This is a genomic window from Mesorhizobium sp. AA23, assembly GCF_001672435.1.
In the GTDB taxonomy this organism is placed as follows: domain Bacteria; phylum Pseudomonadota; class Alphaproteobacteria; order Rhizobiales; family Rhizobiaceae; genus Mesorhizobium.
Window position 1 is genome coordinate 85,436 of sequence record NZ_LYTP01000005.1, and the last position, 23,063, is coordinate 108,498.

Annotated in this window: 34 protein-coding genes; 1 reads left to right on the forward strand and 33 read right to left on the reverse strand. The window is 63.3% G+C overall.

Going from position 1 to position 23,063, the window contains the following annotated elements; genetic code table 11:
- Positions 1-105 precede the first annotated feature (105 nt).
- From A9K66_RS06770 to rpsL, 33 genes are all read right to left on the reverse strand, one after another.
- Entirely contained in the window at positions 106-1,413 is a 1,308-nt protein-coding gene (locus A9K66_RS06770; RefSeq protein WP_067321456.1) for a replication-associated recombination protein A, read from the reverse strand.
- 44 nt (positions 1,414-1,457) lie between these two features.
- On the reverse strand, positions 1,458-2,951 hold the full coding sequence (locus A9K66_RS06775; RefSeq protein WP_067321459.1) for a DegQ family serine endoprotease: 1,494 nt from the start codon (positions 2,949-2,951) through the stop codon (positions 1,458-1,460).
- Positions 2,952-3,142: 191 nt separating this feature from the next.
- On the reverse strand, positions 3,143-3,574 hold the full coding sequence (gene rplQ, locus A9K66_RS06780; protein ID WP_066989613.1) for a 50S ribosomal protein L17: 432 nt from the start codon (positions 3,572-3,574) through the stop codon (positions 3,143-3,145).
- Positions 3,575-3,678: 104 nt separating this feature from the next.
- The gene (locus tag A9K66_RS06785; protein WP_059188661.1) at positions 3,679-4,689 is read right to left on the reverse strand and encodes a DNA-directed RNA polymerase subunit alpha; all 1,011 of its coding nucleotides are present in this window, start codon (positions 4,687-4,689) and stop codon (positions 3,679-3,681) included.
- Positions 4,690-4,788: 99 nt separating this feature from the next.
- Positions 4,789-5,178 (reverse strand): 30S ribosomal protein S11, encoded by a 390-nt coding sequence (rpsK, locus tag A9K66_RS06790; protein ID WP_006205444.1) that lies wholly within the window; start codon positions 5,176-5,178, stop codon positions 4,789-4,791.
- A gap of 127 nt (positions 5,179-5,305) precedes the next feature.
- Positions 5,306-5,674 carry a 30S ribosomal protein S13 gene (gene rpsM / locus A9K66_RS06795; protein ID WP_027170351.1) on the reverse strand — a complete coding sequence of 123 codons (369 nt, stop codon included), beginning with the start codon at positions 5,672-5,674 and terminating at the stop codon, positions 5,306-5,308.
- A gap of 223 nt (positions 5,675-5,897) precedes the next feature.
- Entirely contained in the window at positions 5,898-6,488 is a 591-nt protein-coding gene (locus A9K66_RS06800; RefSeq protein WP_067321462.1) for an adenylate kinase, read from the reverse strand.
- The gene (secY, locus tag A9K66_RS06805; RefSeq protein ID WP_066989608.1) at positions 6,485-7,825 is read right to left on the reverse strand and encodes a preprotein translocase subunit SecY; all 1,341 of its coding nucleotides are present in this window, start codon (positions 7,823-7,825) and stop codon (positions 6,485-6,487) included. The genes A9K66_RS06800 and secY overlap by 4 nt, the downstream gene beginning before the upstream one ends.
- Before the next feature lie 277 nt (positions 7,826-8,102).
- Complete coding sequence (rplO, locus tag A9K66_RS06810) at positions 8,103-8,576, reverse strand: 50S ribosomal protein L15 (protein WP_067321465.1); 474 nt, start codon at positions 8,574-8,576, stop codon at positions 8,103-8,105.
- A 23-nt stretch (positions 8,577-8,599) separates the two neighbouring features.
- Positions 8,600-8,797 carry a 50S ribosomal protein L30 gene (gene rpmD / locus A9K66_RS06815; protein ID WP_027170355.1) on the reverse strand — a complete coding sequence of 66 codons (198 nt, stop codon included), beginning with the start codon at positions 8,795-8,797 and terminating at the stop codon, positions 8,600-8,602.
- A gap of 25 nt (positions 8,798-8,822) precedes the next feature.
- The gene (gene rpsE, locus A9K66_RS06820) at positions 8,823-9,392 is read right to left on the reverse strand and encodes a 30S ribosomal protein S5 (RefSeq protein ID WP_027046810.1); all 570 of its coding nucleotides are present in this window, start codon (positions 9,390-9,392) and stop codon (positions 8,823-8,825) included.
- Between the two features lie 126 nt (positions 9,393-9,518).
- Positions 9,519-9,881, reverse strand: coding sequence for a 50S ribosomal protein L18 (gene rplR, locus A9K66_RS06825; protein ID WP_066989604.1), 363 nt, complete (start codon positions 9,879-9,881; stop codon positions 9,519-9,521).
- 89 nt (positions 9,882-9,970) lie between these two features.
- A complete protein-coding gene (rplF, locus tag A9K66_RS06830; protein WP_067321468.1) occupies positions 9,971-10,504 on the reverse strand; it encodes a 50S ribosomal protein L6 in 534 nt (177 codons plus the stop codon).
- A 113-nt stretch (positions 10,505-10,617) separates the two neighbouring features.
- Positions 10,618-11,016, reverse strand: coding sequence for a 30S ribosomal protein S8 (gene rpsH, locus A9K66_RS06835; protein WP_066989600.1), 399 nt, complete (start codon positions 11,014-11,016; stop codon positions 10,618-10,620).
- Between the two features lie 12 nt (positions 11,017-11,028).
- Positions 11,029-11,334 carry a 30S ribosomal protein S14 gene (rpsN, locus tag A9K66_RS06840; protein WP_059188495.1) on the reverse strand — a complete coding sequence of 102 codons (306 nt, stop codon included), beginning with the start codon at positions 11,332-11,334 and terminating at the stop codon, positions 11,029-11,031.
- Between the two features lie 26 nt (positions 11,335-11,360).
- The gene (rplE, locus tag A9K66_RS06845) at positions 11,361-11,939 is read right to left on the reverse strand and encodes a 50S ribosomal protein L5 (protein ID WP_067321471.1); all 579 of its coding nucleotides are present in this window, start codon (positions 11,937-11,939) and stop codon (positions 11,361-11,363) included.
- On the reverse strand, positions 11,932-12,246 hold the full coding sequence (gene rplX / locus A9K66_RS06850) for a 50S ribosomal protein L24 (RefSeq protein WP_067321474.1): 315 nt from the start codon (positions 12,244-12,246) through the stop codon (positions 11,932-11,934). Before rplX ends, rplE begins: the two co-directional genes overlap by 8 nt.
- 12 nt (positions 12,247-12,258) lie before the next feature.
- Positions 12,259-12,627: a 50S ribosomal protein L14 gene (gene rplN, locus A9K66_RS06855; RefSeq protein ID WP_006205457.1), complete on the reverse strand. Its 369-nt coding sequence runs from the start codon at positions 12,625-12,627 to the stop codon at positions 12,259-12,261.
- Between the two features lie 81 nt (positions 12,628-12,708).
- Entirely contained in the window at positions 12,709-12,948 is a 240-nt protein-coding gene (rpsQ, locus tag A9K66_RS06860; RefSeq protein ID WP_040970380.1) for a 30S ribosomal protein S17, read from the reverse strand.
- 11 nt (positions 12,949-12,959) lie between these two features.
- Positions 12,960-13,160 carry a 50S ribosomal protein L29 gene (gene rpmC / locus A9K66_RS06865; protein ID WP_040970379.1) on the reverse strand — a complete coding sequence of 67 codons (201 nt, stop codon included), beginning with the start codon at positions 13,158-13,160 and terminating at the stop codon, positions 12,960-12,962.
- Positions 13,161-13,172: 12 nt separating this feature from the next.
- A complete protein-coding gene (gene rplP / locus A9K66_RS06870) occupies positions 13,173-13,586 on the reverse strand; it encodes a 50S ribosomal protein L16 (RefSeq protein ID WP_027170364.1) in 414 nt (137 codons plus the stop codon).
- Positions 13,587-13,613: 27 nt separating this feature from the next.
- Positions 13,614-14,336 (reverse strand): 30S ribosomal protein S3, encoded by a 723-nt coding sequence (rpsC, locus tag A9K66_RS06875; protein ID WP_066989596.1) that lies wholly within the window; start codon positions 14,334-14,336, stop codon positions 13,614-13,616.
- Positions 14,336-14,725, reverse strand: coding sequence for a 50S ribosomal protein L22 (gene rplV, locus A9K66_RS06880; RefSeq protein WP_067321477.1), 390 nt, complete (start codon positions 14,723-14,725; stop codon positions 14,336-14,338). Before rplV ends, rpsC begins: the two co-directional genes overlap by 1 nt.
- Before the next feature lie 2 nt (positions 14,726-14,727).
- Positions 14,728-15,006, reverse strand: coding sequence for a 30S ribosomal protein S19 (rpsS, locus tag A9K66_RS06885; RefSeq protein WP_006205463.1), 279 nt, complete (start codon positions 15,004-15,006; stop codon positions 14,728-14,730).
- 16 nt (positions 15,007-15,022) lie between these two features.
- Positions 15,023-15,856: a 50S ribosomal protein L2 gene (gene rplB / locus A9K66_RS06890; protein ID WP_040970375.1), complete on the reverse strand. Its 834-nt coding sequence runs from the start codon at positions 15,854-15,856 to the stop codon at positions 15,023-15,025.
- A gap of 22 nt (positions 15,857-15,878) precedes the next feature.
- Entirely contained in the window at positions 15,879-16,172 is a 294-nt protein-coding gene (locus A9K66_RS06895; protein WP_040983033.1) for a 50S ribosomal protein L23, read from the reverse strand.
- Complete coding sequence (gene rplD, locus A9K66_RS06900) at positions 16,169-16,789, reverse strand: 50S ribosomal protein L4 (protein ID WP_066989592.1); 621 nt, start codon at positions 16,787-16,789, stop codon at positions 16,169-16,171. The genes A9K66_RS06895 and rplD overlap by 4 nt, the downstream gene beginning before the upstream one ends.
- A complete protein-coding gene (rplC, locus tag A9K66_RS06905) occupies positions 16,789-17,505 on the reverse strand; it encodes a 50S ribosomal protein L3 (RefSeq protein ID WP_067321479.1) in 717 nt (238 codons plus the stop codon). The genes rplD and rplC overlap by 1 nt, the downstream gene beginning before the upstream one ends.
- 94 nt (positions 17,506-17,599) lie before the next feature.
- On the reverse strand, positions 17,600-17,908 hold the full coding sequence (gene rpsJ / locus A9K66_RS06910; RefSeq protein WP_006205468.1) for a 30S ribosomal protein S10: 309 nt from the start codon (positions 17,906-17,908) through the stop codon (positions 17,600-17,602).
- A gap of 66 nt (positions 17,909-17,974) precedes the next feature.
- A complete protein-coding gene (gene tuf, locus A9K66_RS06915) occupies positions 17,975-19,150 on the reverse strand; it encodes an elongation factor Tu (protein ID WP_066989565.1) in 1,176 nt (391 codons plus the stop codon).
- A gap of 101 nt (positions 19,151-19,251) precedes the next feature.
- Positions 19,252-21,342, reverse strand: coding sequence for an elongation factor G (fusA, locus tag A9K66_RS06920; protein ID WP_067321482.1), 2,091 nt, complete (start codon positions 21,340-21,342; stop codon positions 19,252-19,254).
- A gap of 29 nt (positions 21,343-21,371) precedes the next feature.
- Positions 21,372-21,842 carry a 30S ribosomal protein S7 gene (gene rpsG, locus A9K66_RS06925; protein ID WP_041003106.1) on the reverse strand — a complete coding sequence of 157 codons (471 nt, stop codon included), beginning with the start codon at positions 21,840-21,842 and terminating at the stop codon, positions 21,372-21,374.
- Positions 21,843-21,904: 62 nt separating this feature from the next.
- Positions 21,905-22,276, reverse strand: a complete 372-nt coding sequence (gene rpsL, locus A9K66_RS06930; RefSeq protein ID WP_006202128.1) for a 30S ribosomal protein S12 — start codon at positions 22,274-22,276, stop codon at positions 21,905-21,907.
- Positions 22,277-22,739: 463 nt separating this feature from the next.
- Between rpsL and A9K66_RS06935 the strand changes: the two genes are divergently transcribed.
- Complete coding sequence (locus tag A9K66_RS06935) at positions 22,740-23,021, forward strand: transcriptional regulator (protein ID WP_067321485.1); 282 nt, start codon at positions 22,740-22,742, stop codon at positions 23,019-23,021.
- Positions 23,022-23,063: the final 42 nt, after the last annotated feature.

Below are 23,063 nucleotides of genomic sequence, written 5' to 3' on the forward strand. Positions count from 1 at the left end.
TGGAACAGGTTTGCCCGCTCACGATCGCGCCAGCATCTCGACTTTGCTGTCATGCCGACGAAGCTTCGCCGCGAAGCACCCGAGCCCGCCGAGTCGCGGAAGCGGCTATTCCCGCTCTTTGCGCAGCTTTGCCCAGTATTCCAACCGCTTCTTGACCTCGCGCTCGAAGCCGCGCTCGGGCGGATCGTAGAAAGTGCGGCGGCCCATCTTTTCCGGGAAATAGTCCTGGCCGGAAAAGGCATCCGGCTCGTCGTGGTCGTAGCGGTAGCCGGCGCCGTAATCCTCTTCCTTCATCAGCTTGGTCGGCGCGTTGAGGATGTGCTTGGGCGGCAGCAGCGAGCCGAATTCCTTGGCCGCTTGTGTCGCCGCCTTGAAGGCGGTGTAGACGGCATTCGACTTGGGCGCGGTGGCGAGATAGACGGTGGCCTCGGCGAAGGCGAGTTCGCCCTCGGGCGAGCCGAGATAATCGTAGGCGTCCTTTGCGGCATTGGCGACGACCAGGGCCTGCGGATCGGCAAGCCCGATATCTTCCACCGCCATGCGCACCAGCCGGCGGCCGAGATAGAGCGGATCCTCACCGGCATCGAACATGCGGGCGAGGTAATACAGCGCAGCGTCCGGATCCGAGCCGCGCACCGATTTATGCAGCGCCGAGATCAGGTTGTAATGGCCGTCCTGGCCCTTGTCGTAGATCGGCGCGCGACGCTGGATGACGCGCTGCAGGCCTTCGGGCCCAAACACCTCGCCCGGCCTGGCGGCGCGCCAGACTTCCTCGGCGAGCGTCAGCGAGGCACGACCGTCGCCATCGCTCATGCGGATCAGCATGGCCCGCGCCTCGTCGTCGAGCGGCAGCGCCCTGCCCTCGGTCGCCTCGGCCCGCTCCAGCAGCTTGGCGATGCTCTCCTCGTCCAGCGAGCGGAAGACGAGCACCCGCGCGCGGGACAGAAGCGCCGCGTTCAGCTCGAAGGACGGGTTCTCCGTCGTGGCGCCGACCAGCACAACCGTGCCGTCTTCCATGACCGGCAAGAAACCGTCCTGCTGGGCACGATTAAAGCGATGGATCTCGTCGACGAAGAGCAGCGTCTGGCGGCCATTGGTCCGGCGCAGTTTTGCTGCCTCGAATACTTTCTTCAGGTCGGCGACGCCGGAAAACACCGCCGATATCTGCTCGAAGGCAAGGTGGGTTTCGCCGGCGAGCAACCGCGCCACCGTCGTCTTGCCGGTGCCGGGCGGGCCCCAGAAAATCATCGAGCCGAGCGTGCCGGACTTGATCAGCCGCGTCAGCGCGCCATCCGGGCCGGTCAAGTGCTCCTGGCCGACAACCTCGCCAAGGGTCTTCGGGCGCAACCGGTCAGCCAGCGGCCGGCCGGGCGGCGCCTTCTCCGGTTCATCGACGCTGAACAGATCGGCCATGCGCTTTTATTTGGTTGGAACGCGGCCCCTTTTCCAGAGCCTGCTCAGTAACGCAACACTTGGCGCAGTATCTGCCCACCGCGCTCGACGGTAAACCGCCACCACCGCGTGTCCTGCTGCGCAATCTGTGCCAGCGTCGCCGCCTTATCGATGCTCGTGCCGTTCACTTCGCGCACGATGTCGCCCGGTTGGAAGCCGAAATCGGCGGCCGGTGAATCGCGGTTGATGTCGACCACGGTGACCCCCTTCATGTCGGTGCGCAGCCCGAGACGCTGGGCAAGGCGCGGCGAAAGCTCTGCCACCTTGGCGCCGGCGAAGGGGCTGCGGCCATGCAGCGTGACCTCGCTCGCCTTCGCGCCTTCGGGGGCGCGCTCCAGCGCAATCTCAAGCGTTGCCTGCTGGCCCTTGCTCAGCACTGCGAAGGTCGCCTTGGTACCGATCGACAGCGTCGCCATGCGGTAATCCAGCGCCTCGATGCTTTCGACCGGGGTGTTGTTGAGCGACAGCACGACGTCGCCAGGCTTGAGCCCCGCCTTGCCGGCCGGTCCGGCCCCATCGACCGACGAGACCAGCGCGCCTGTCGGCTTTTCCATGCCAAGCGATTCCGCGATCTGGGGTGTCACGGCTTCAAACTCGGCGCCGATATAGGGCCGCTCGAAGAAATCCAGGCCGGCTTTGGCGGCGTCGGCGAAAGCCCTGACCATGTTCGACGGAATGGCGAAACCGATACCGATCGAGCCGCCGCTGCGGCTATAGATAGCCGTGTTGATGCCGACCAGCTGGCCGCCCATGTTGATCAGCGCGCCGCCGGAATTGCCGGGATTGATGGCGGCATCGGTCTGGATGAAATAGCCGGAGTCGGAAACGCCGATATGGCTGCGGGCAAGCGCCGAAACGATCCCGCTGGTGGTCGTCTGGCCGACGCCGAAGGGATTGCCGATGGCGAGCACCAGGTCGCCGACCTCGAGCGCGTCGGAATCGCCGATGGCGATCACCGGGAACGGCTTGTCGGCGGAGATTTTGAGCACGGCAAGATCCAGTGTCTCGTCCTTCAGCATCACCTTGGATGTGAACTCGCGCCCGTCGGCCGTCGCGACCTTCACCTCGTCGGCATCCTTGATGACATGGTAGTTGGTGACGATCACGCCGCTCGGATCGACCAGCACGCCGGAACCGAGCGAAGACTGCGCGCGCGGCTGCGCGCGGCCGAAGAACTCCTCGAAGAAGGGATCGCCCTCGAACGGCGAGGTCACCTTTGCGGTCTGCGAGGCATAGACGTTGACCACGGCCGGCGCCGTCTGCTTGACCAGCGGCGCAAACGAAAGCTGCACCTCCTCGCGGCCGAACGGCACGCGCTTGTCGGGCCCGGAAGTGGAGTTCTCGCCCTCGACGCCATGCAAGAGATCGGTCAGCACGTCGGAAAGGCCAGGGTCGGCCGGCTTGGCGGCATCTTCTGCGAATGCCTGTCTGACGCTAGGAGCCGCGGCGAAAGCGGCAAGCGTGCAAACCGCAATAAGAAACAGCCGTTTGAGGTGCATTCCGAATCCTCCAGATCAGGCGCCATTGTCCCGACGATTGTGCAGAATGAAAGGCTAATGCACGGAAATACGATGCTTGTCGCGCAAAAGAGTGAGAACGAGAACGAAAATCCGCTCGCCCTGCTCGCTGGTTTCAGAACGCAAAAAGGGGCCCCGAAGGCCCCTTGAATTCATTCGCTGAAAACCTGGCCTTATGCGGCCGCGGCTTCCTCTTCGCCGCCTTCGGCCTCGAGACGCGCGCGGTCGGCGGCGCCCTTGGCCGAGGTGTCGCGGTCGACGAACTCGATGACCGCCATGGCGGCATTGTCGCCGTGGCGGAAGCCCGCCTTCATGATGCGCAGGTAGCCGCCGTTGCGGCTGGCGTAGCGCGGTGCGATGGTTTCGAACAGGCGCTTGACGACGCCTTCATTGCCGATCTGCGCGATCACCTGGCGGCGGGCGTGCAGGTCGCCGCGCTTGCCGAGCGTCACCAGCTTCTCGACGATCGGACGCAGGTCCTTCGCCTTCGGCAGGGTAGTGACGATCTGCTCGTGCTCGATCAGCGACACGGCGAGGTTGGCGAACATCGACTTGCGGTGGCTTACGCTGCGGGCGAAGCGACGGCCTTTGAAACCGTGGCGCATGGCTCTTTTCCTTCTTTAGTTGTTCAAGAGGCCACGGCCCCTGATGGTTTTCCGCATGACCGTCGGATCGAGCGGCTCGCGCCGCCGATCCTTGGAATTCATGCTCAATACTGATCCTCGTAACGCTTGGCGAGGTCTTCGATGTTTTCCGGCGGCCAGTCCGGCACTTCCATGCCGAGGTGCAGACCCATCGCCGCCAGCACTTCCTTGATCTCGTTCAGCGACTTGCGGCCGAAATTCGGAGTGCGCAGCATCTCGGCTTCGGTCTTCTGGATCAGGTCGCCGATATAGACGATGTTGTCGTTCTTCAGGCAGTTGGCCGAACGCACCGAAAGCTCGAGCTCGTCGACCTTCTTGAGCAGCGCCGGGTTGAAGGCGAGCTCGGTGACGGCCTCGGTGGCGACTTCCTTCTGCGGCTCGTCGAAGTTGACGAACAGGCTGAGCTGGTCCTGCAGGATGCGGGCCGCGAAAGCCACGGCGTCCTCGCCCGAGATCGAACCGTCGGTCTCGATGGTCATGGTCAGCTTGTCGTAGTCGAGAACCTGGCCCTCGCGGGTGTTCTCGACCTTGTAGGAGACCTTCTTGACCGGCGAGTAGAGGCTGTCGACCGGGATCAAGCCGATCGGCGCGTCCTCGGCGCGGTTGCGCTCAGCCGGCACATAACCCTTGCCGGTGTCGACGGTGAATTCCATGCGGATCTCCGCGCCCTCGTCCAGCGTGCAGATCACGTGGTCGGGGTTGAGGATCTCGACGTCGCCGACGGTCTGGATGTCACCGGCAAGCACGGCGCCCGGGCCCTGCTTGCGCACGACCATGCGCTTGGGACCATCGCCTTCCATGCGGATGGCGATTTCCTTGATGTTGAGCACGATGTCGGTCACGTCCTCGCGCACGCCGGCGATGGACGAGAACTCATGCAGCACGCCGTCGATCTGCACGGCGGTGACGGCCGCACCGCGCAGCGAAGACAGAAGCACGCGCCGCAGCGCGTTGCCGAGCGTGAGGCCGAAGCCACGCTCGAGCGGCTCGGCCACAAGCGTGGTCAGCGTCTTCTTCTTCGACGAGAACTCGATCTTGTTCGGCTTGATCAGTTCCTGCCAGTTTTTCTGGATCATGGTGTCTTCCTTCCTTTGACCCGCCACCATCCAATCGTGGCGGGCAGCCTGGAATTGCCGCGGAGGAGCGCCCTGGCGCTCACGCGGCGTTCAAAAATATTAGACGCGGCGCTTCTTGCGCGGGCGGCAGCCATTGTGCGGGATCGGCGTCACATCGCGGATCGAGGTGATGGTGAAGCCGGCCGCCTGCAGGGCGCGCAGCGCCGATTCACGGCCGGAGCCGGGTCCGCAGACCTCGACCTCGAGCATGCGCATGCCGTGTTCCTGTGCCTTCTTGGCGACGTCCTCGGCGGCCATCTGGGCGGCGAACGGGGTCGACTTGCGCGAACCCTTGAAGCCCTGGGCGCCGGCGGACGACCAGGCGATCGAATTGCCCTGCGCGTCGGTGATGGTGATCATCGTGTTGTTGAAGGTCGAATTGACGTGGGCAACGCCCGACGAGATGTTCTTGCGTTCGCGACGGCGAACACGAGCGGCTTCCTTGGCCATGGTAGTCCTTTCAGTTGATCTCTACACCGCCGTAACGCCAGCGGCTCCACCTTTGCAGTGAATGGTGAATAGTGAAATGGTGAATGGTCAAAGCGCCATTCACCATTCACCACCAACCATTCACCAATTACTTCTTCTTGCCGGCGATCGCCTTGGCCGGGCCCTTGCGGGTGCGCGCATTGGTATGCGTGCGCTGGCCGCGGACCGGCAGCGAGCGGCGGTGACGCAGGCCGCGGTAGCAGCCGAGGTCCATCAGCCGCTTGATGTTCATCGAGACCTCGCGGCGCAGGTCGCCTTCGACCTGGTAGTCGCGGTCGATCGTCTCGCGGATCTGCAGCACTTCCGCGTCGGTCAACTGGTTGACGCGGCGGTCTGCCGGGATGCCGACCTTGTCGACGATCTCCTGGGCAAACTTCTTGCCGATGCCGTGAATGTACTGAAGCGCAATGACGACGCGCTTGTTGGTCGGAATGTTGACGCCGGCTATACGAGCCATGTTCTTTCATCTCCATTTGGGCCGGCCATCCTTCAAAAAGGCAGGCCCGGCGCTATCTAAGTTGCCCCGCGTCCGGTGGAGGCCGGCCCTTGCGGGAGTTTCCTGGTTCAAAACAGATGCCCTGCCCTTGCGGGCAAGCAAAGTCCATGCCTGATAGGAAGACGGGCCGCCATACCCCAATGGCTTCTTCCAGTCAAGCGCAATCTTTGCTTGTCGGAGCGGCCTAGCTCACCGCCGCCGTGAGCACCTTCTCGATCTCCGCGGTCACCGCGTCGATGCTGGCCATGCCGTCAACGCTCTTCAGCCTGCCTTTGGCATAGTAGTAGCCGGTCAGCGGCGCCGTCTTCTTGTAATATTCTCGCAGGCGCTCCTCGAACACCGCCGGGTTGTCGTCCTTGCGCACCGGCTGGCCGGCCGCCTTGGCATCCTCGGCCCGCTTGACGATGCGCCCGACCAGCGCCTTGTCGTCGACGACGAGCTCGATGACGCTGTCGAGCGCGATTTTGCGCTCGGCGAGCATGGCTTCGACGGCATCGGCCTGCACCAGCGTGCGCGGATAACCGTCGAGGATGAAGCCCCTGGCGCAGTCGGGCTGGTCGATCCGCTCGGCAACGATCGCATTGACGATCGCGTCCGATACCAGCTCGCCGGCATCCATAACCGCCTTGGCCCGCTTGCCGACTTCGGTTCCGGTCTGGACGGCGGCACGCAGCATGTCTCCCGTCGAAAGCTGGGGTATGCCGTGTTTTTCTACCAGTCTCTGTGCTTGCGTCCCCTTGCCCGCTCCTGGCGGCCCAAGCAATATCAGCCTCATCTGCTCCTCTTACCCCCGCGCAACTTCGACTTCTTGATCAGGCCCTCATACTGGTGCGCGATCAGGTGACCCTGAATCTGCGCCACCGTGTCGAGCGTGACACTGACCACGATCAGAAGCGATGTGCCACCGAGATAGAAAGGTACGCCAGTCGCTGAAATCAGGAACTCAGGCAGCAGACACACCAGCACCAGGTAGATGGCGCCGATGACGGTGATCCGCGTCAGAACATAGTCGATATATTCGGCGGTGCGCTCGCCCGGACGATAGCCCGGGATGAAGCCGGAATGCTTCTTGAGCTGGTCGGCCGTGTCCTTCGGGTTGAAGACGATCGCCGTGTAGAAGAAGGCGAAGAAAATGATCATCGCCGCATAGAACGCCATATAGAGCGGCTGGCCGTGGCCCAGCGCCGCCAGGACCGTGCTCGCCCAGGCAGGCAGGTTGGTGGTCTGCGAGAAGCCGGCAACCGTTGCCGGGAGAAGCAGCAGCGAGGAGGCGAAGATCGGCGGGATGACGCCCGAGGTGTTGAGCTTCAGCGGCAAATGCGAGGTGTCGCCTTGGAACATGCGGTTGCCGACCTGCCGCTTCGGATACTGGATGAGCAGGCGGCGCTGGGCGCGCTCGAAGAAGACGATGACGCCGATGACGACGACGGCGAGCACGATGATCGCGAGAATCAGGCTAGTGGACAGCGCACCGGTGCGGCCGAGTTCCAGCGTGCCTGAAATGGCGTGCGGCAGACCGGCGACGATGCCCGAGAAGATGATCAGCGAAATGCCGTTGCCGATGCCGCGCGCGGTGATCTGCTCGCCGAGCCACATCAGGAACATGGTCCCGCCGACAAGCGTGACGACGGTCGAGATGCGGAAGAACATGCCGGGATCGGTGACGATACCGTTGCCGCCCTCCAGCCCGACCGAAATGCCGTAGGCCTGCACCAAGGCCAGCAGCACGGTGCCGTAGCGCGTGTACTGGTTGATGATCTTGCGGCCCTGCTCGCCTTCCTTCTTCAGCGCTTCCAGCGACGGGATGACCGAGGTCATCAGCTGCATGATGATGGAAGCGGAGATGTAGGGCATGATGCCGAGCGCGAAGATCGCCATGCGCTGCACGGCGCCGCCGGCAAACATGTTGAACATGCCGAGCACGCCCTTGCTCTGCGAGGAGAAGGCCTGCGCGAAAGCGTCGGGATTGATCCCGGGAAGCGGGATGTAGGTGCCGAGGCGGTAGACGAGCAGCGCGCCGACGGTGAACCAGATGCGCTTCTTCAGATCCTCGGCCTTGGCGAAGGCCGCAAAATTCAGATTGGAGGCTAGTTGTTCAGCAGCCGAAGCCATGCCTGATTTTCTCCGCTAGAGCATGATGCCGAAAAGTGTGAAGCGGTTTTCGGAAGACATCATGCTCTACTTCATTGATTATGCTCTACTTCATTGATTTCTATGTCGCGCTCGATGCCCGCAGCTCAGGCGGCGCGTGTCACCGAAGCTCACGAGATAAGCTCCGGACCGTCAACATGCAAGCGGCCGCGTTGACGCGGCCGCCTAATTGATCAGATCAAAGCGCGGACGGGCGGCAAAAAGAAATCATACCCGCCGGCCGCGCTTCAAATCGCCGTTACTCGGCGGCGGCCGCTTCCGGCAGCTTCACCGAACCGCCGGCCTTCTCGATCTTCTCGATCGCAGCTTTGGAGGCGCCGGCGACGTCGAAGCTGAGCTTGGCCTTGAGCTCGCCGTCGGAGAGCACGCGCACGCCGTCCTTGGCGCGGCGGATGACGCCGGCAGTGATCAGGGTCTCAGCCGTCACGGTCTCCTTCGCGTCGAGCTTCTTGGCATCGACGGCAGCCTGGATGCGAGCAAGCGACACGACGGTGAAGCTCTTGGCGAACAGGTTGTTGAAGCCGCGCTTCGGCAGGCGCCGGTAAAGCGGCATCTGGCCGCCCTCGAAGCCGTTGATGGCAACGCCCGAGCGTGCCTTCTGGCCCTTAACGCCGCGACCGGCGGTCTTGCCAGAGCCGGAGCCGATGCCGCGACCGAGGCGCTTCCTGGAGTGCGTGGCGCCGTCCTTGTCACGCAGATCGTTGAGTTTCATGTTTCTGTCTCCTGCGCTTCCGTTCAGGCCTCGTCCACAACGCGGACGAGGTGCTGGACGGCGGCGATCATGCCGCGCACCGAAGGGGTGTCTTCCAGCGTACGCCGCTTGTGCATCTTGTTGAGGCCGAGGCCGACCAGCGTCGCGCGCTGCTCCTTCGGCCGGCGGATCGGCGAACCGATCTGCTCGACGGTGATGGTCTTGGTAGCTTTCTTGGCCATGGTCGAAATCCCTGGTCAGCGTCGACTATTCTTCGGCCGCGACGGCGGTGCCGCGGCGGGCCTGAAGGGTCGAGTACTTGATGCCGCGCGCAGCGGCCACATCCTTCGGATGCATCTGGCTCTTCAGCGCGTCGAAGGTGGCGCGAACCATGTTGTATGGGTTCGACGAACCCATCGACTTGGCGACCACGTCGTGCATGCCGAGTGTCTCGAAGACGGCGCGCATCGGGCCGCCAGCGATGATGCCGGTACCCTGCTTGGCGGCGCGCAGCAGAACGCGTCCGGCGCCCCAGCGGCCCTCGACGTCGTGATGCAGCGTGCGGCCCGAACGCAGCGGCACGAAGATCATGTCGCGCTTGGCCGATTCGGTCGCCTTGCGGATCGCCTCCGGCACTTCGCGCGCCTTGCCGTGGCCAAAGCCGACGCGGCCCTTCTGATCGCCCACGACGACGAGCGCGGCAAAGCCGAAGCGACGGCCGCCCTTCACCACCTTGGCGACGCGGTTGATGTGGACAAGCTTGTCCACCATGCCGTCGTCGCGCTCTTCGCGTTCACGCTCGCGGCCGCGGCCGCCTTCCCTACGTTCCTGTGCCATATCCTAGTCCTTGTTCTTTTCCGGAAGCACGGGTTGCTGTTTGCCGGCGCCTCTATCGACACCGGCGGTGAATTTCTCCTTTGCATGATCTTGTCCGAAAAGTCTGCAACTTTTCGGGATCATGCATTAGAAGCTCAGACCGCCTTCGCGGGCAGCCTCGGCCAGCGCCTTGACGCGGCCGTGATAGATGTACGGGCCACGATCGAAGACGACTTCCTTGACGCCGGCCTTCGACGCGCGCTCGGCGATCAGCTTGCCGACCGCGGCAGCAGCGGCGCTGTCGGCGCCGGTCTTGAGCGAGCCCTTCAGCTCCTTCTCCAGCGTCGAGGCGGCGGCCAGCGTGTGGCCCTTCGCGTCGTCGATGACCTGGACGTAGATGTGCTTCGAGGTGCGATGCACCGAAAGCCGCGGCCGCTCGCCGGCGACCTTCTTGAGCTGGCGGCGCACGCGCTGCGCGCGGCGCTGGGTGGTTTCTTTGGGGCTAGCCATCGTGTCTGTTCCTTGCCTTCAGAAAACGGGGGAAACCGTGTGCGGTAGGCCAAGCCTCCCGCGGTCGCGCCCCGCGGCGTTCAAAAGTCTTACTTCTTCTTGCCTTCCTTGCGGACAATCCGCTCGTCGGCGTAGCGAACGCCCTTGCCCTTGTAGGGCTCGGGGCCACGATACTCGCGGATCTCGGCCGCGACCTGACCGACCTGCTGCTTGTCGATGCCGGAGACCGTGATTTCGGTCGGCTTCGGCACCGAGATCGTGATGCCCTGCGGCGTCTCATAGACCACGTCGTGGCTGAAGCCGAGCGCCAGCTGCAGGTTCTTGCCCTGCATGGCGGCGCGATAGCCGACGCCGGTGATCTCGAGCTTCTTCTCGAAGCCATCCTTGACGCCCTGCAGGATGTTGACGATCTGCGTGCGCGACATGCCCCACTTGGCGCGGGCGGTCTTGGTCTGGTCGCGCGGCTCGACCGAAATCTCGGCGCCTTCCATCTTGACCAGCACTTCGTCGTTGACCACGAACTTCAGCTCGCCCTTGGGGCCCTTCGCCGTCACGGTCTGGCCGTTGACGGTCGCGGAGACGCCCTGCGGCAGCGAAACGGGTTTCTTTCCGATACGAGACATTGTTGTCTCCTCTTTCCTTTACTGCTGTGAATGGTGAATGGTGAAATGGCGAACGGCGCGGTCAAAGTCCCGTGCAGCCTCACCATTCACTATTCACCATTGACCATTCACCCTTAGAAAATCTGGCAGAGGATCTCGCCGCCGACATTCTGCTCGCGCGCTTCGTGATCGGCCATGACGCCCTTCGGCGTCGAAAGGATGGCGATGCCGAGGCCGTTGGCGACATGCGGGATCGACTTGGCCGAGACATAGACGCGGCGGCCGGGCTTCGAGACGCGCTCGATTTCGCGCACGACCGGAGCGCCGTCGAAATACTTCAGCTCGATCTCGATTTCCGACTTGCCGTTCTCGAAGTCAGTCTGGCTGTAGTCGCGGATATAGCCTTCCGACTTCAGCACTTCGAGGACGCGGGCGCGCAGACGCGAGGCCGGGGTCGAGACGCTCGACTTCTTGCGGCCATAGGCGTTGCGGATGCGGGTCAGCATATCGCCGAGAGGATCGCTCAATGACATCTCAGTGTCTCCTTACCAGCTCGACTTGACCAGGCCCGGGATCTGGCCGTTGTTGCCCAGATCGCGAAGCGCGATACGCGAAAGCTTGAGCTTGCGATAGTAGGCGCGCGGACGCCCCGTCACTTCGCAGCGGTTGCGGATGCGGATCTTGGCCGAGTTGCGCGGCAGCGCCGAAAGCTTCAACTGGGCGCGGAAACGCTCTTCCATCGGCTTGGACTGGTCCATGACGATGTCCTTGAGCGCCTTGCGCTTGGCGGCGTACTGACCGGCAAGCTTGCGGCGCCGGTTGTTCTTCTCGACTGAGCTGGTCTTTGCCATTTCAGATTTTTCCTTTTTCGCTGCCGTTACTGGCGGAAGGGGAAGTTGAAGGCCTTGAGCAGCGCTCTGGCCTCGTCATCCGTCTTCGCCGTCGTACAAACGATGACGTCCATGCCCCAGACCTGATCAACCTTGTCGTAGTTGATCTCCGGGAACACGATGTGCTCCTTGATGCCCATGGCGTAGTTGCCACGGCCGTCAAAGCTCTTCGGGTTCAGTCCGCGGAAGTCGCGAACGCGCGGCAGCGCGATGTTCACGAGGCGGTCGAGGAACTCGTACATGCGTTCCTTGCGCAGCGTGACCTTGGCGCCGATCGGCATGTTCTCGCGCACCTTGAAGCCCGCGATCGAGTTGCGGGCGCGGGTGACGACAGCCTTCTGGCCGGCGATCAGCGCGAGGTCCTCGGCCGCGACCGAGGGCTTCTTGGAATCGCCGGTCGCTTCGCCGACACCCATGTTCAGCACGATCTTGTCGATGCGCGGAACCTGCATCTCGTTGTCGTAGCCGAACTGCTCCTGCAGCGCCTTGCGGATGGTCTCCTGATAGACCTTCCTGAGGCGCGGCTCGTTCTTGGCAGCTGCCTGCTTGGTTTCAGCCTTAGCCATTGATGACTTCTCCCGAACGCTTGGCGACGCGCACCTTCTTGCCGTCCTTCTGGATGGCGAAGCCGACGCGGGTCGGCTTGCCGTCCTTGGGGTCGGCCAGCGCGATGTTCGACAGGTGGATCGGCGCTTCCTTGGTGATGATCCCGCCCTCTTGGGACTGGGTCTGCTTCTGGTGACGGTGAATGAGGTTCACGCCGCGGACCAGCGCGGTGTCTTCCTTCGGCTGCACCGATAGGACTTCGCCCGAACGGCCCTTGTCCTTGCCGGCAAGCACGACGACCTTGTCGCCTTTTCTGATCTTTTGCATGGGTCCGGCTCCTTACAGCACTTCAGGCGCGAGCGAGATGATCTTCATGTGGTTCTTGGCGCGAAGCTCGCGCGGAACCGGCCCGAAGATACGTGTGCCGATCGGCTCTTTCTTGTTGTCGACGAGAACGGCCGCGTTCTTGTCGAAACGGATCACGCTGCCGTCCGGACGGCGGATGTCCTTGGCCGTGCGAACCACGACCGCCTTCATCACATCGCCCTTCTTAACGCGGCCGCGCGGGATGGCTTCCTTGATCGACACCACGATGATGTCGCCGACGGAGGCATACTTCCGCTTCGAACCGCCCAGCACCTTGATGCACATGACACGACGGGCGCCGGAATTGTCCGCGACGTCGAGGTTTGTTTGCATCTGAATCATGACTGGCCGCCTTCTTCTTTTCTAACGGGACGGGCTTTCACCCCTCCCCGGTCTGTCCAAAATTCGTTTCGTTCGCCCGGATCAAGCCTGATCCGCGGTGATGACGACCCAGCGCTTGTCCTTGGAAATCGGCTTCGATTCCTGGATGAACACCTGGTCGCCGACCTTGTGGGCGTTGTTCTCGTCATGCGCCTTGTACTTCTTGGTCAGGCGCACGGTCTTCTTCATCACGGGATGCGTGAAGCGCCGCTCGACCTTGACGACGACCGTCTTCTCGTTCTTGTCGCTGACGACGGTGCCCTGCAGGATGCGCTTTGGCATGGTTCTCGTCCTTAAGCCTTCTTGGCCGCGGCTTTTTCCGCGGCGATGGTCTTGATGCGCGCGATGTCCCTGCGGACCTGCTTCACGCGTGCGGTCTTCTCGAGCTGGCCGGTGGCCTTCTGGAAGCGCAGATTGAACTGCTCCTTCTTGAGGGCGGCCAGGTCGTCGGCCAGCTGATCCTGGGTCTTGGTCCGGATATCTTCGGCTTTCATGATCGCCTGTCCTTATTCTGCGATGCGCTGCACGAAGCGCGTCTTGACCGAGAGCTTGGCGGCGCCGAGACGCAGCGCCTCACGCGCGGTTTCTTCGCTGACGCCGTCGATCTCGAACATGATGCGGCCAGGCTTGACGCGCGCCGCCCAGTAGTCGACGGCGCCCTTGCCCTTACCCATGCGCACTTCGGTCGGCTTCGAGGTGACCGGCAGATCCGGGAACACCCGGATCCAGACGCGGCCGGCGCGCTTCATCTCGCGGGTGATCGCGCGGCGGGCCGCCTCGATCTCGCGCGCGGTGACGCGGTTCGGCTCAAGCGCCTTCAGCCCGAAACCGCCGAAATCCAGATTGGTGCCGCCCTTGGCGGTACCGTGGATACGGCCCTTGAACTGCTTGCGGAACTTTGTGCGCTTTGGCTGCAGCATCGTTCTAACTCCAAATTCTCAAATTTCTCAGGCGTTCTCGCGACGGCGACCGCGCTCACGCTCGCCGGTCTGACCGCCGTGATCACCTTCCGTGGCGCGACGCTCCGACGCCATCGGGTCGTGCTCGAGGATCTCGCCCTTGAATACCCACACCTTGACGCCGCAGATGCCATACGCCGTGTTCGCCTCGGCCGTGCCGTAGTCGACATCGGCGCGCAGCGTATGCAGCGGCACGCGGCCTTCGCGGTACCACTCCATGCGCGCGATTTCGGCGCCGCCGAGACGGCCGGAGCAGTTGATGCGGATGCCTTCGGCACCAAGACGCATGGCCGACTGAACGGCGCGCTTCATGGCGCGACGGAACGCGATGCGGCGTTCGAGCTGCTGGGCGATCGACTGGGCGATCAGCGTGGCGTCGATTTCCGGCTTGCGCACTTCAACGATGTTGAGGTGCGTCTCGGACTTCGTCATCTCCATCAGCTTCCTGCGGAGCTTCTCGATGTCGGCGCCCTTCTTGCCGATGATCAGGCCCGGACGCGCGGCATGGATGGTGACGCGGCACTTCTTGTGCGGACGCTCGATCACGACCTTGGAGATCGCGGCCTGCTTGAGTTCCTTCTCAAGATACTTACGGATCTTGATGTCTTCATGCAGCAGCTGACCGTATTCGCCGGTGTTCGCGAACCAGCGCGAATCCCAGGTGCGGTTGATGCCGAGACGCAGCCCGATCGGATTGACTTTCTGGCCCATTATGCGGCCTCCCCTTTTTCCTCGACTTCACGAACGACGATCGTGAGGTGCGAGAACGGCTTTTCGATACGGCTGGCGCGACCACGGCCACGCGCGTGGAAACGCTTCATGACGATCGACTTGCCGACATAGGCTTCCGATACGATCAGTGCGTCGACATCGAGGTCGTGGTTGTTTTCCGCGTTGGCGATCGCCGACTCCAGGGTCTTCTTGACCGTGCCGGAAATCCGCTTGGCCGAGAATTCGAGGTCGGAAAGCGCTTTCGCGACCTTCTTGCCGCGGATCAGCGCGGCAACCAGGTTCAGCTTCTGCGGGCTGATACGGATGGTGCGCAGAACGGCGCGCGCCTCGTTGTCAGCAAGCCTGCGCGGAGCTTTGGCCTTGCCCATGATTATTTCCTCTTCGCCTTCTTATCCGCGCCATGACCGTAGTAGGTCCGGGTCGGAGCGAATTCACCGAACTTGTGGCCGACCATGTCCTCGTTCACGGAGACGGGAACGTGCTTCTGGCCGTTGTAGACACCGAAGGTGAAGCCGACGAACTGCGGCAGGATGGTGGAGCGACGGCTCCACATCTTGATCACCTCATTGCGACCGCCTTCACGAACCTTGTCCACCTTCTTGAGAAGGTAGCCGTCGATGAAGGGGCCTTTCCAAATCGAACGAGTCACTTGGCGTTACCTCTTCTTAGCTCTTGCGCTGATGGCGCGAGCGCACGATGAACTTGTCGGTCGCCTTGTTGGACCGCGTCTTCTTGCCCTTGGTCGGCTTGCCCCAGGGCGAAACCGGGTGACGGCCACCCGAGGTGCGGCCTTCGCCACCACCGTGCGGATGATCGACCGGGTTCATGGCCACGCCGCGATTGTGCGGGCGCTTGCCGCGCCACACCGTGCGGCCGGCCTTGCCGTCATTGATGTTGCCGTGGTCGGGGTTCGACACGGCGCCGACGGTGGCCATGCAGGAGCCGTGCACGACGCGCTGCTCGCCCGAGTTGAGGCGCAGGATCGCCATGCCCTGGTCGCGGCCGACGAGCTGGGCGTAGCCGCCCGCCGAACGGGCGACCTGGCCGCCCTTGCCCGGCTTCAGCTCGATGTTGTGGACGATCGTGCCGACCGGCATCGAGGCCAGCGGCATCGCGTTGCCCGGCTTCACGTCGACCGCTTCGCCGGCCACGATCTTGTCGCCGGCGGCCAGACGCTGCGGCGCCAGGATGTAGGACAGCTCGCCGTCGTCATACTTGATCAGCGCGATGAAGGCGGTGCGGTTCGGATCGTATTCGATGCGCTCGACCGTGCCGACGACGTCGTACTTCTTACGCTTGAAGTCGATGATGCGGTACGAACGCTTGTGACCGCCGCCGATGAAGCGGGCCGTGATGCGGCCGTAGTTGTTGCGGCCGCCCGACTTGGTCAGGCCTTCGGTCAGGCCCTTGACGGGTTTGCCCTTGTAGAGGCCCGAGCGGTCGACGATGACCAGCTGACGGGTGCTCGGCGTTACCGGGTTGAATTTCTTGAGTGCCATTGTCCTGTCCTCGCGGCCTTGCTCAGAGACCCGTCGCGACGTCGATCGACTGGCCGTCGGCCAGCGTCACAACCGCCTTCTTGACGTCGCCCTGGCGGCCAACCGTGCCGCGGAAGCGCTTGATCTTGCCCTTACGGACGAGCGTGTTCACGGCCGTAACCTTGACCCCGAAGAGAGCTTCCACGGCGGCCTTGATTTCCGGCTTCGACGCCTTCTTGGCGACATTGAAGACGACCTGGTTCTGCTCGGAAGCCATGGTCGACTTTTCGGTGATCGCCGGCGAGACGATCACGTCGTAGTGACGGAGGTCGGTCATTTGAAGCGCTCCTCGAGAGCCTCGACGGCGGCCTTCGAAAGGACCAGCGTGCCGCGGCGCAGAATGTCGTAGACGTTGATGCCCTGGATCGGCAGCACGTCGATGTTGGGGATGTTGGTCGCCGCCAGCTTGAAGTTCTGGTCAAGCTCGGCGCCGCCGATCACCAGGGCATTGGTGAGCCCGAGCGTCTCGAGGCTCGCTACCAGCGCCTTGGTCTTGGCTTCGGCGAGCTTCAGCTCGTCGACGATGATCAGCGAAGCGCTCTTGGCCTTGGCCGAGAGAGCGTGCTTCAAGCCCAGCGCGCGCACCTTCTTCGGAAGCTCGTGCTCATGGCTGCGCACGACCGGGCCGTGCGCCTTGCCACCGCCGCGGAACTGCGGAGCGCGAGCCGAATGGTGACGGGCGCGGCCCGTACCCTTCTGCTTGTACATCTTGGCGCCGGTGCGCGCGATCTCGGCGCGGCCCTTGGCCTTGTGCGTGCCCTGCTGCTTCTTGGCCAGCTGCCAGCGCACGACGCGCTGCAGGATGTCCTCACGCGGGTCAAGGCCGAAGATCTCCTCGGAGAGCTTTACCTTGCCAGCGTCCTTGCCGCCGAGGGTTGTGATCTTGAGGTCCATTATTCCGCTCCCTCATTGGCCGGGGCATCGTTCTTGGCGGCAGCGGCACGGATCGCGGCTGGCTTCGGCGCGTTGGCCGGCAGCGCAACCTTGGCCGCGTCACGGACCAGGATCCAGGCGCCCTTCACTCCCGGGACGGCGCCGCGGATCAGGATCAGGCCGCGGTCGGCATCGGTCGAGACGACCTCGACATTCTGGGTGGTGACGCGGACGTCGCCCATGTGGCCGGCCATCTTCTTGCCCTTGAACACCTTGCCGGGGTCCTGGCGCTGACCGGTCGAGCCGTGCGTGCGGTGCGAGACCGAGTTACCGTGCGTGGCGCGGCCGCCACCCATGTTGTGCCGCTTGATCACGCCCTGGAAACCCTTGCCGGTCGAGGTGCCCGTCACGTCGACCTTCTGGCCGGCGACGAAGTGCTCGACGGTGAGCTCGGCGCCGACGTCGATCATGTTGTCGGCGGAGACGCGGAACTCGGCGAGCTTCGCCTTTGGCTCGACGGAGGCGGCAGCGAAATGGCCGCGCATCGCCTTCGACGTGTTCTTCACCTTGGCAAGGCCAACGCCGAGCTGGACGGCGGTGTAGCCGTTCTTCTCCTGCGTGCGCTGCGCCACGACCTGGCAGTTCTCCATCTGGAGAACGGTGACGGGAACGTGTTCCCCGGCATCGTTATAGATGCGGGTCATTCCCACCTTCTTTGCAATCACACCTGAACGCATCGGTTCAATTCCTTTAGAGTTCCCTGTCGGGGCTGACGCCCCTCCACGCCTCTTGCTTCCTTCAGAGTTCCGGGTCGCCCCGCCCTCTTGTTCCTTAGAGCTTGATCTCGACGTCGACACCGGCGGCCAGATCGAGCTTCATCAGAGCATCGACCGTCTGCGGGGTCGGATCGACGATGTCGAGCAGCCGCTTGTGGGTGCGCATCTCGAACTGCTCGCGGCTCTTCTTGTCGACGTGAGGCGACCGGTTGACCGTGAACTTTTCGATCCGCGTCGGCAGCGGAATGGGGCCGCGGACGTTGGCGCCGGTGCGCTTGGCGGTCGACACGATTTCGCGCGTCGAGGCGTCGAGCACCCGGTGGTCAAACGCCTTAAGGCGGATGCGGATATTCTGTCCGTTCATGCGTCAATTCCTTGTTCTGGCGCGGCGCGGGCAGCCCCGCGCCCGCGACAGATCCGTTTCGTCCAATTATTCTTTGATGGTGACGACGATGCCGGCACCGACGGTGCGGCCGCCTTCACGGATGGCGAAGCGCAGCTTCTCTTCCATCGCGATCGGCACGATCAGCTCGACATCGACGGTGATGTTGTCGCCGGGCATCACCATCTCGGTGCCGGCCGGCAGCGTCACGATGCCCGTCACGTCGGTGGTGCGGAAGTAGAACTGCGGACGGTAGTTGGTGAAGAACGGCGTGTGACGGCCGCCCTCGTCCTTGGTCAGGATGTAGGCTTCGGCCACGAACTTCTTGTGCGGCTTCACCGAACCCGGCTTGGCCAGAACCTGGCCGCGCTCGACACCCTCGCGATCGATGCCGCGCAAGAGCGCGCCGATGTTGTCGCCGGCCTGGCCCTGGTCGAGCAGCTTGCGGAACATCTCCACGCCCGTGCAGGTGGTCTTGGCCGTCGGACGGATGCCGACGATCTCCAATTCCTCGCCGACCTTGACCACGCCGCGCTCGACGCGGCCGGTCACGACCGTGCCGCGGCCCGAGATCGAGAACACGTCCTCGATCGGCATCAGGAACGGCTTGTCCAGCGGACGGACCGGCGTCGGGATGTAGGCGTCGACCTGCGCCATCAGCTCGCGGATGGCGTCCTCGCCGATGGTCTTGTTCGAATCCTCAAGTGCTGCCAGAGCCGAACCCTTGACGATCGGAATGTCGTCGCCGGGGAACTCGTTCTTGGTCAGCAGCTCGCGAACCTCGAGCTCGACCAGCTCGAGCAGCTCGGCGTCGTCGACCTGGTCGACCTTGTTCAGGAACACCACGATCGAGGGCACGCCGACCTGGCGGGCCAAAAGGATGTGCTCGCGGGTCTGCGGCATCGGGCCGTCGGCGGCCGAAACCACCAGGATCGCGCCGTCCATCTGGGCGGCGCCGGTGATCATGTTCTTGACATAGTCGGCATGGCCGGGGCAGTCGACATGGGCGTAGTGACGGTTGGCCGTCTCATACTCGACATGCGCCGTCGAGATGGTGATGCCGCGCGCCTTCTCTTCCGGCGCCGCGTCGATCTGGTCATAGCGCTTGTATTCGCCAAAATACTTCGTGATCGCCGCCGTCAGCGACGTCTTGCCATGATCGACGTGGCCGATCGTGCCAATGTTCACATGCGGCTTGGTGCGCTCGAATTTACCTTTTGCCACTGTATTTCTCCGTCTTTACTCATCCCGCTCGGGGAAATTGATATTCGCTCCAGCCGAACCGGAAACGCGTAAGAGCCGCGGTTCCGGTGGCACAGGCATTCTCACGCGTACTTTTTCTGGACTTCCTGGGCCACCGCCGTAGGGACCGGCTCATAGTGGTCGAACTGCATCGTGTACTGGGCGCGGCCCTGCGACATCGAACGCAGATTGTCGACGTACTTGAACATGTTGGCCAAAGGCACCATCGCGTTGATGACGACTGCCACGCCACGCGCTTCCTGCCCCTGGATCTGGCCGCGACGGCCGTTGAGGTCACCGATAACGCCGCCGACATAGTCTTCCGGCGTCACGACCTCGACCTTCATGATCGGCTCCAGGAGCTGCACACCAAGCCGGGGTGCGGCTTCCTTGAAGCAGGCGCGGGAGGCAATTTCGAACGCCAGCACCGAGGAGTCGACGTCGTGGAAGGCACCGTCGATCAGCGTCGCCTTGACGCCGATCATCGGGAAGCCGGCAAACGGGCCGGAACCCATGACGCTCTGGATGCCCTTCTCGACGCCGGGGATGTATTCCTTCGGCACCGCGCCGCCGACGATCTTGGACTCGAACAAGAACTCTTCGCTCTCGGTGTTCGGCTCGAACACGATCTTGACGCGAGCGAACTGGCCGGTGCCGCCCGTCTGCTTCTTGTGCGTGTAGTCCTGCTCGTGGGTCCGGGTGATCGTCTCGCGATAGGCCACCTGCGGAGCGCCGACATTGGCTTCCACCTTGAACTCGCGGCGCATGCGGTCAACGATGATGTCGAGATGCAGCTCGCCCATGCCGGCGATGATGGTCTGACCGCTTTCCTCGTCGGTCTTGACGCGGAAGGACGGATCCTCGGCCGCCAGGCGATGCAGCGCGAGGCCCATCTTTTCCTGATCGTTCTTGGTCTTCGGCTCGATGGCGATCTGGATCACCGGATCGGGGAATTCCATGCGCTCGAGGATGACCGGATGCAGCGGATCGCAGAGCGTGTCGCCGGTCGTCGTGTCCTTGAGGCCGGCCAACGCGACGATGTCGCCGGCATAGGCTTCCTCGATATCGGCGCGCGAATTCGCATGCATCTGCAGCATGCGGCCGATGCGCTCCTTCTTGCCCTTCACGGTGTTGTCGAGCGAGGTGCCCTTGGTGAGCTTGCCCGAATAGATGCGAGCGAAGGTCAGCGAGCCGACGAACGGGTCGTTCATGATCTTGAACGCCAGCATCGACAGCGGCTCGTTGTCGTCGGCATGACGCTCGATCTCGGCGTCGGTCTTGGCGTCGACACCCTTGATGGCCGGCACGTCGATCGGCGACGGCAGGTATTCGACAACGGCGTCCAGCAGCGGCTGCACGCCCTTGTTCTTGAAGGCCGAGCCGCAGAACATCGGGAAGAACTTGACCGCGATGGTGCCCTTGCGGATCAGCGCGCGGATCTCGTCGTTCGACGGCATGTTGCCTTCGAGGTAATTCTCGAGCGCGGTCTCGTCCATCTCGACGGCGGCCTCGATCATCTTCTCGCGATACTGAGCGGCCTTGTCCTTGAGGTCGGCCGGGATCTCGACGACGTCCCAGGCAGCGCCCAGCGTCTCGTCGCGCCAGACAAGCGCGTTCATTTCGACGAGGTCGACGACGCCCTTGAACTCGGTCTCGGCGCCGATCGGCAGTTGCATGACGACGGCCTGCGCGCCGAGGCGCGAGCCGATCATTTCCACCGAGCGGTAGAAATCGGCGCCGATCTTGTCCATCTTGTTGCAGAAGATCATGCGCGGCACGTGGTACTTGTCGGCCTGGCGCCACACGGTCTCGGTCTGCGGCTCGACGCCGGCGTTGGCATCGAGCAGCGCGATGGCGCCGTCGAGCACGCGCAGCGAACGCTCGACCTCGATGGTGAAGTCGACGTGTCCGGGAGTGTCGATGATGTTGAAGCGGCGCATCTTGCCGTCACGACCCTTCCAGAAGGTCGTGGTCGCGGCAGAGGTGATGGTGATGCCGCGTTCCTGCTCCTGCTCCATCCAGTCCATGGTGGCAGCGCCGTCATGGACTTCGCCGATCTTGTGCGACTTGCCCGTGTAGTACAGGACGCGCTCGGTCGTCGTCGTCTTGCCGGCGTCGATATGCGCCATGATACCGAAATTGCGGTAGTCTTCGATTTTGTATTCGCGGGCCATGGGAGGTGCCTCTCAGTCTCGTTCGCGCTTTACCAGCGGTAGTGCGCGAAGGCGCGGTTGGCTTCCGCCATCTTGTGGGTGTCTTCACGCTTCTTGACGGCCGTGCCGCGGTTGTTGGCCGCGTCCATCAGCTCGCCCGAGAGGCGGTCGACCATCGTGGTCTCGTTGCGGTTGCGTGCGGCGGCGATCAGCCAGCGGATGGCGAGCGCCTGGCGGCGCTCGGGGCGCACATCCACCGGAACTTGGTAGGTGGCGCCGCCGACGCGACGCGAACGCACTTCCACATGCGGCGCGACATTGTCGAGCGCCTGGTGGAAGACAGCGACCGGCTCCTGCTTGGTCTTGGCCTGGACCTGGTCCAGCGCGCCGTAGACGATGGTCTCGGCAACCGACTTCTTGCCGTCATACATGACGGCGTTCATGAACTTGGTGACGACCAGATCGCCGAACTTGGGGTCCGGATTGATCTCACGCTTTTCTGCACTGTGACGACGGGACATGGCTCTTGTCTCTCAATCTCGTGGCACGGCGCAGTCAAAAAAAGCGCCGAAGCCGGAAACCCTTACTTCGGACGCTTGGCACCGTATTTCGAACGGCGCTGCTTGCGGTTCTTCACACCCTGCGTGTCGAGCACGCCGCGGATGATGTGATAGCGGACGCCCGGCAGATCCTTGACGCGGCCGCCGCGGATCATGACCACTGAGTGCTCCTGAAGGTTATGGCCTTCGCCCGGGATGTAGCCGATCACTTCGAAACCATTGGTCAGACGGATCTTGGCCACCTTGCGCAGCGCCGAGTTCGGCTTCTTCGGCGTCGTCGTGTAGACGCGCGTGCAGACGCCCCGCTTCTGCGGGTTCTGCTGCATGGCCGGGACCTTGTTGCGCTTCACCGGCGCCAGGCGCGGCTTGCGGATCAGCTGGTTGACGGTAGGCATTAAACCCTCTTGTCTCTCAATTCCGTGTCTTGCCCTGTCAGGGCCGCTCAAAGCGTCATGTCCATACGCGAATTCGGGCAACACACCGCGCCTCGCGGTCCTGCCCGAACAAATTGCAGAGGAAGCGGAAGCCGCTTCATGCGCGCCGGAGATGTCTTTTCGCTCGTAAAACGAACCCTGTTTGAGGCAAACTCCAAGGCGCGTCGCCTCGGAAAAGCAAGTCTCACATCGGTTCTGACGTGGCGGCTTCTACTCGCAAGCCCCCTATCCGTCAACCCCGGAACGGCAAATATTGCGCCCGATCCGGAGCTTGGCAGCCATGCGGAAAACGCATGTAATTTTCTTGCGTCTTTTTTCAAGAGCGAGGAAGAAAGTGACCCGCTTCCGCCTGTCATCTCGGCCGGCTTCGTGCAAATAAGGCGGCATGAATGGCAAAACTCCCCGCTTCCGGAGGAATCAGCCCGTGAACGACAACGAGGAGCGCCCGGTCACCATCATCACCGGCCGGGTGTGGCGGCGAAAAGGCGGCAAGCCGGAAGGCGTGCATGTGATGCTGGTCGCGCCCGACGATGATTCTGCCGTCCGCCGCGCGCTCGAATCGCTCGCCGCCGAAGGATTCGCCGAAGCCGAGCTCGACCAGATCGGCGACATCGAAGGCACCCCCGACGAAGAGCCGCATCTGTCCGCCTATCAGGGCGCGCTGGAGGGCGAAGTCTCGATCGTTACCTTCGACGAGCCGAGCTGATCCCGGACGGGAACCGCGAGATCACGATTTCGTCCAGGCTTG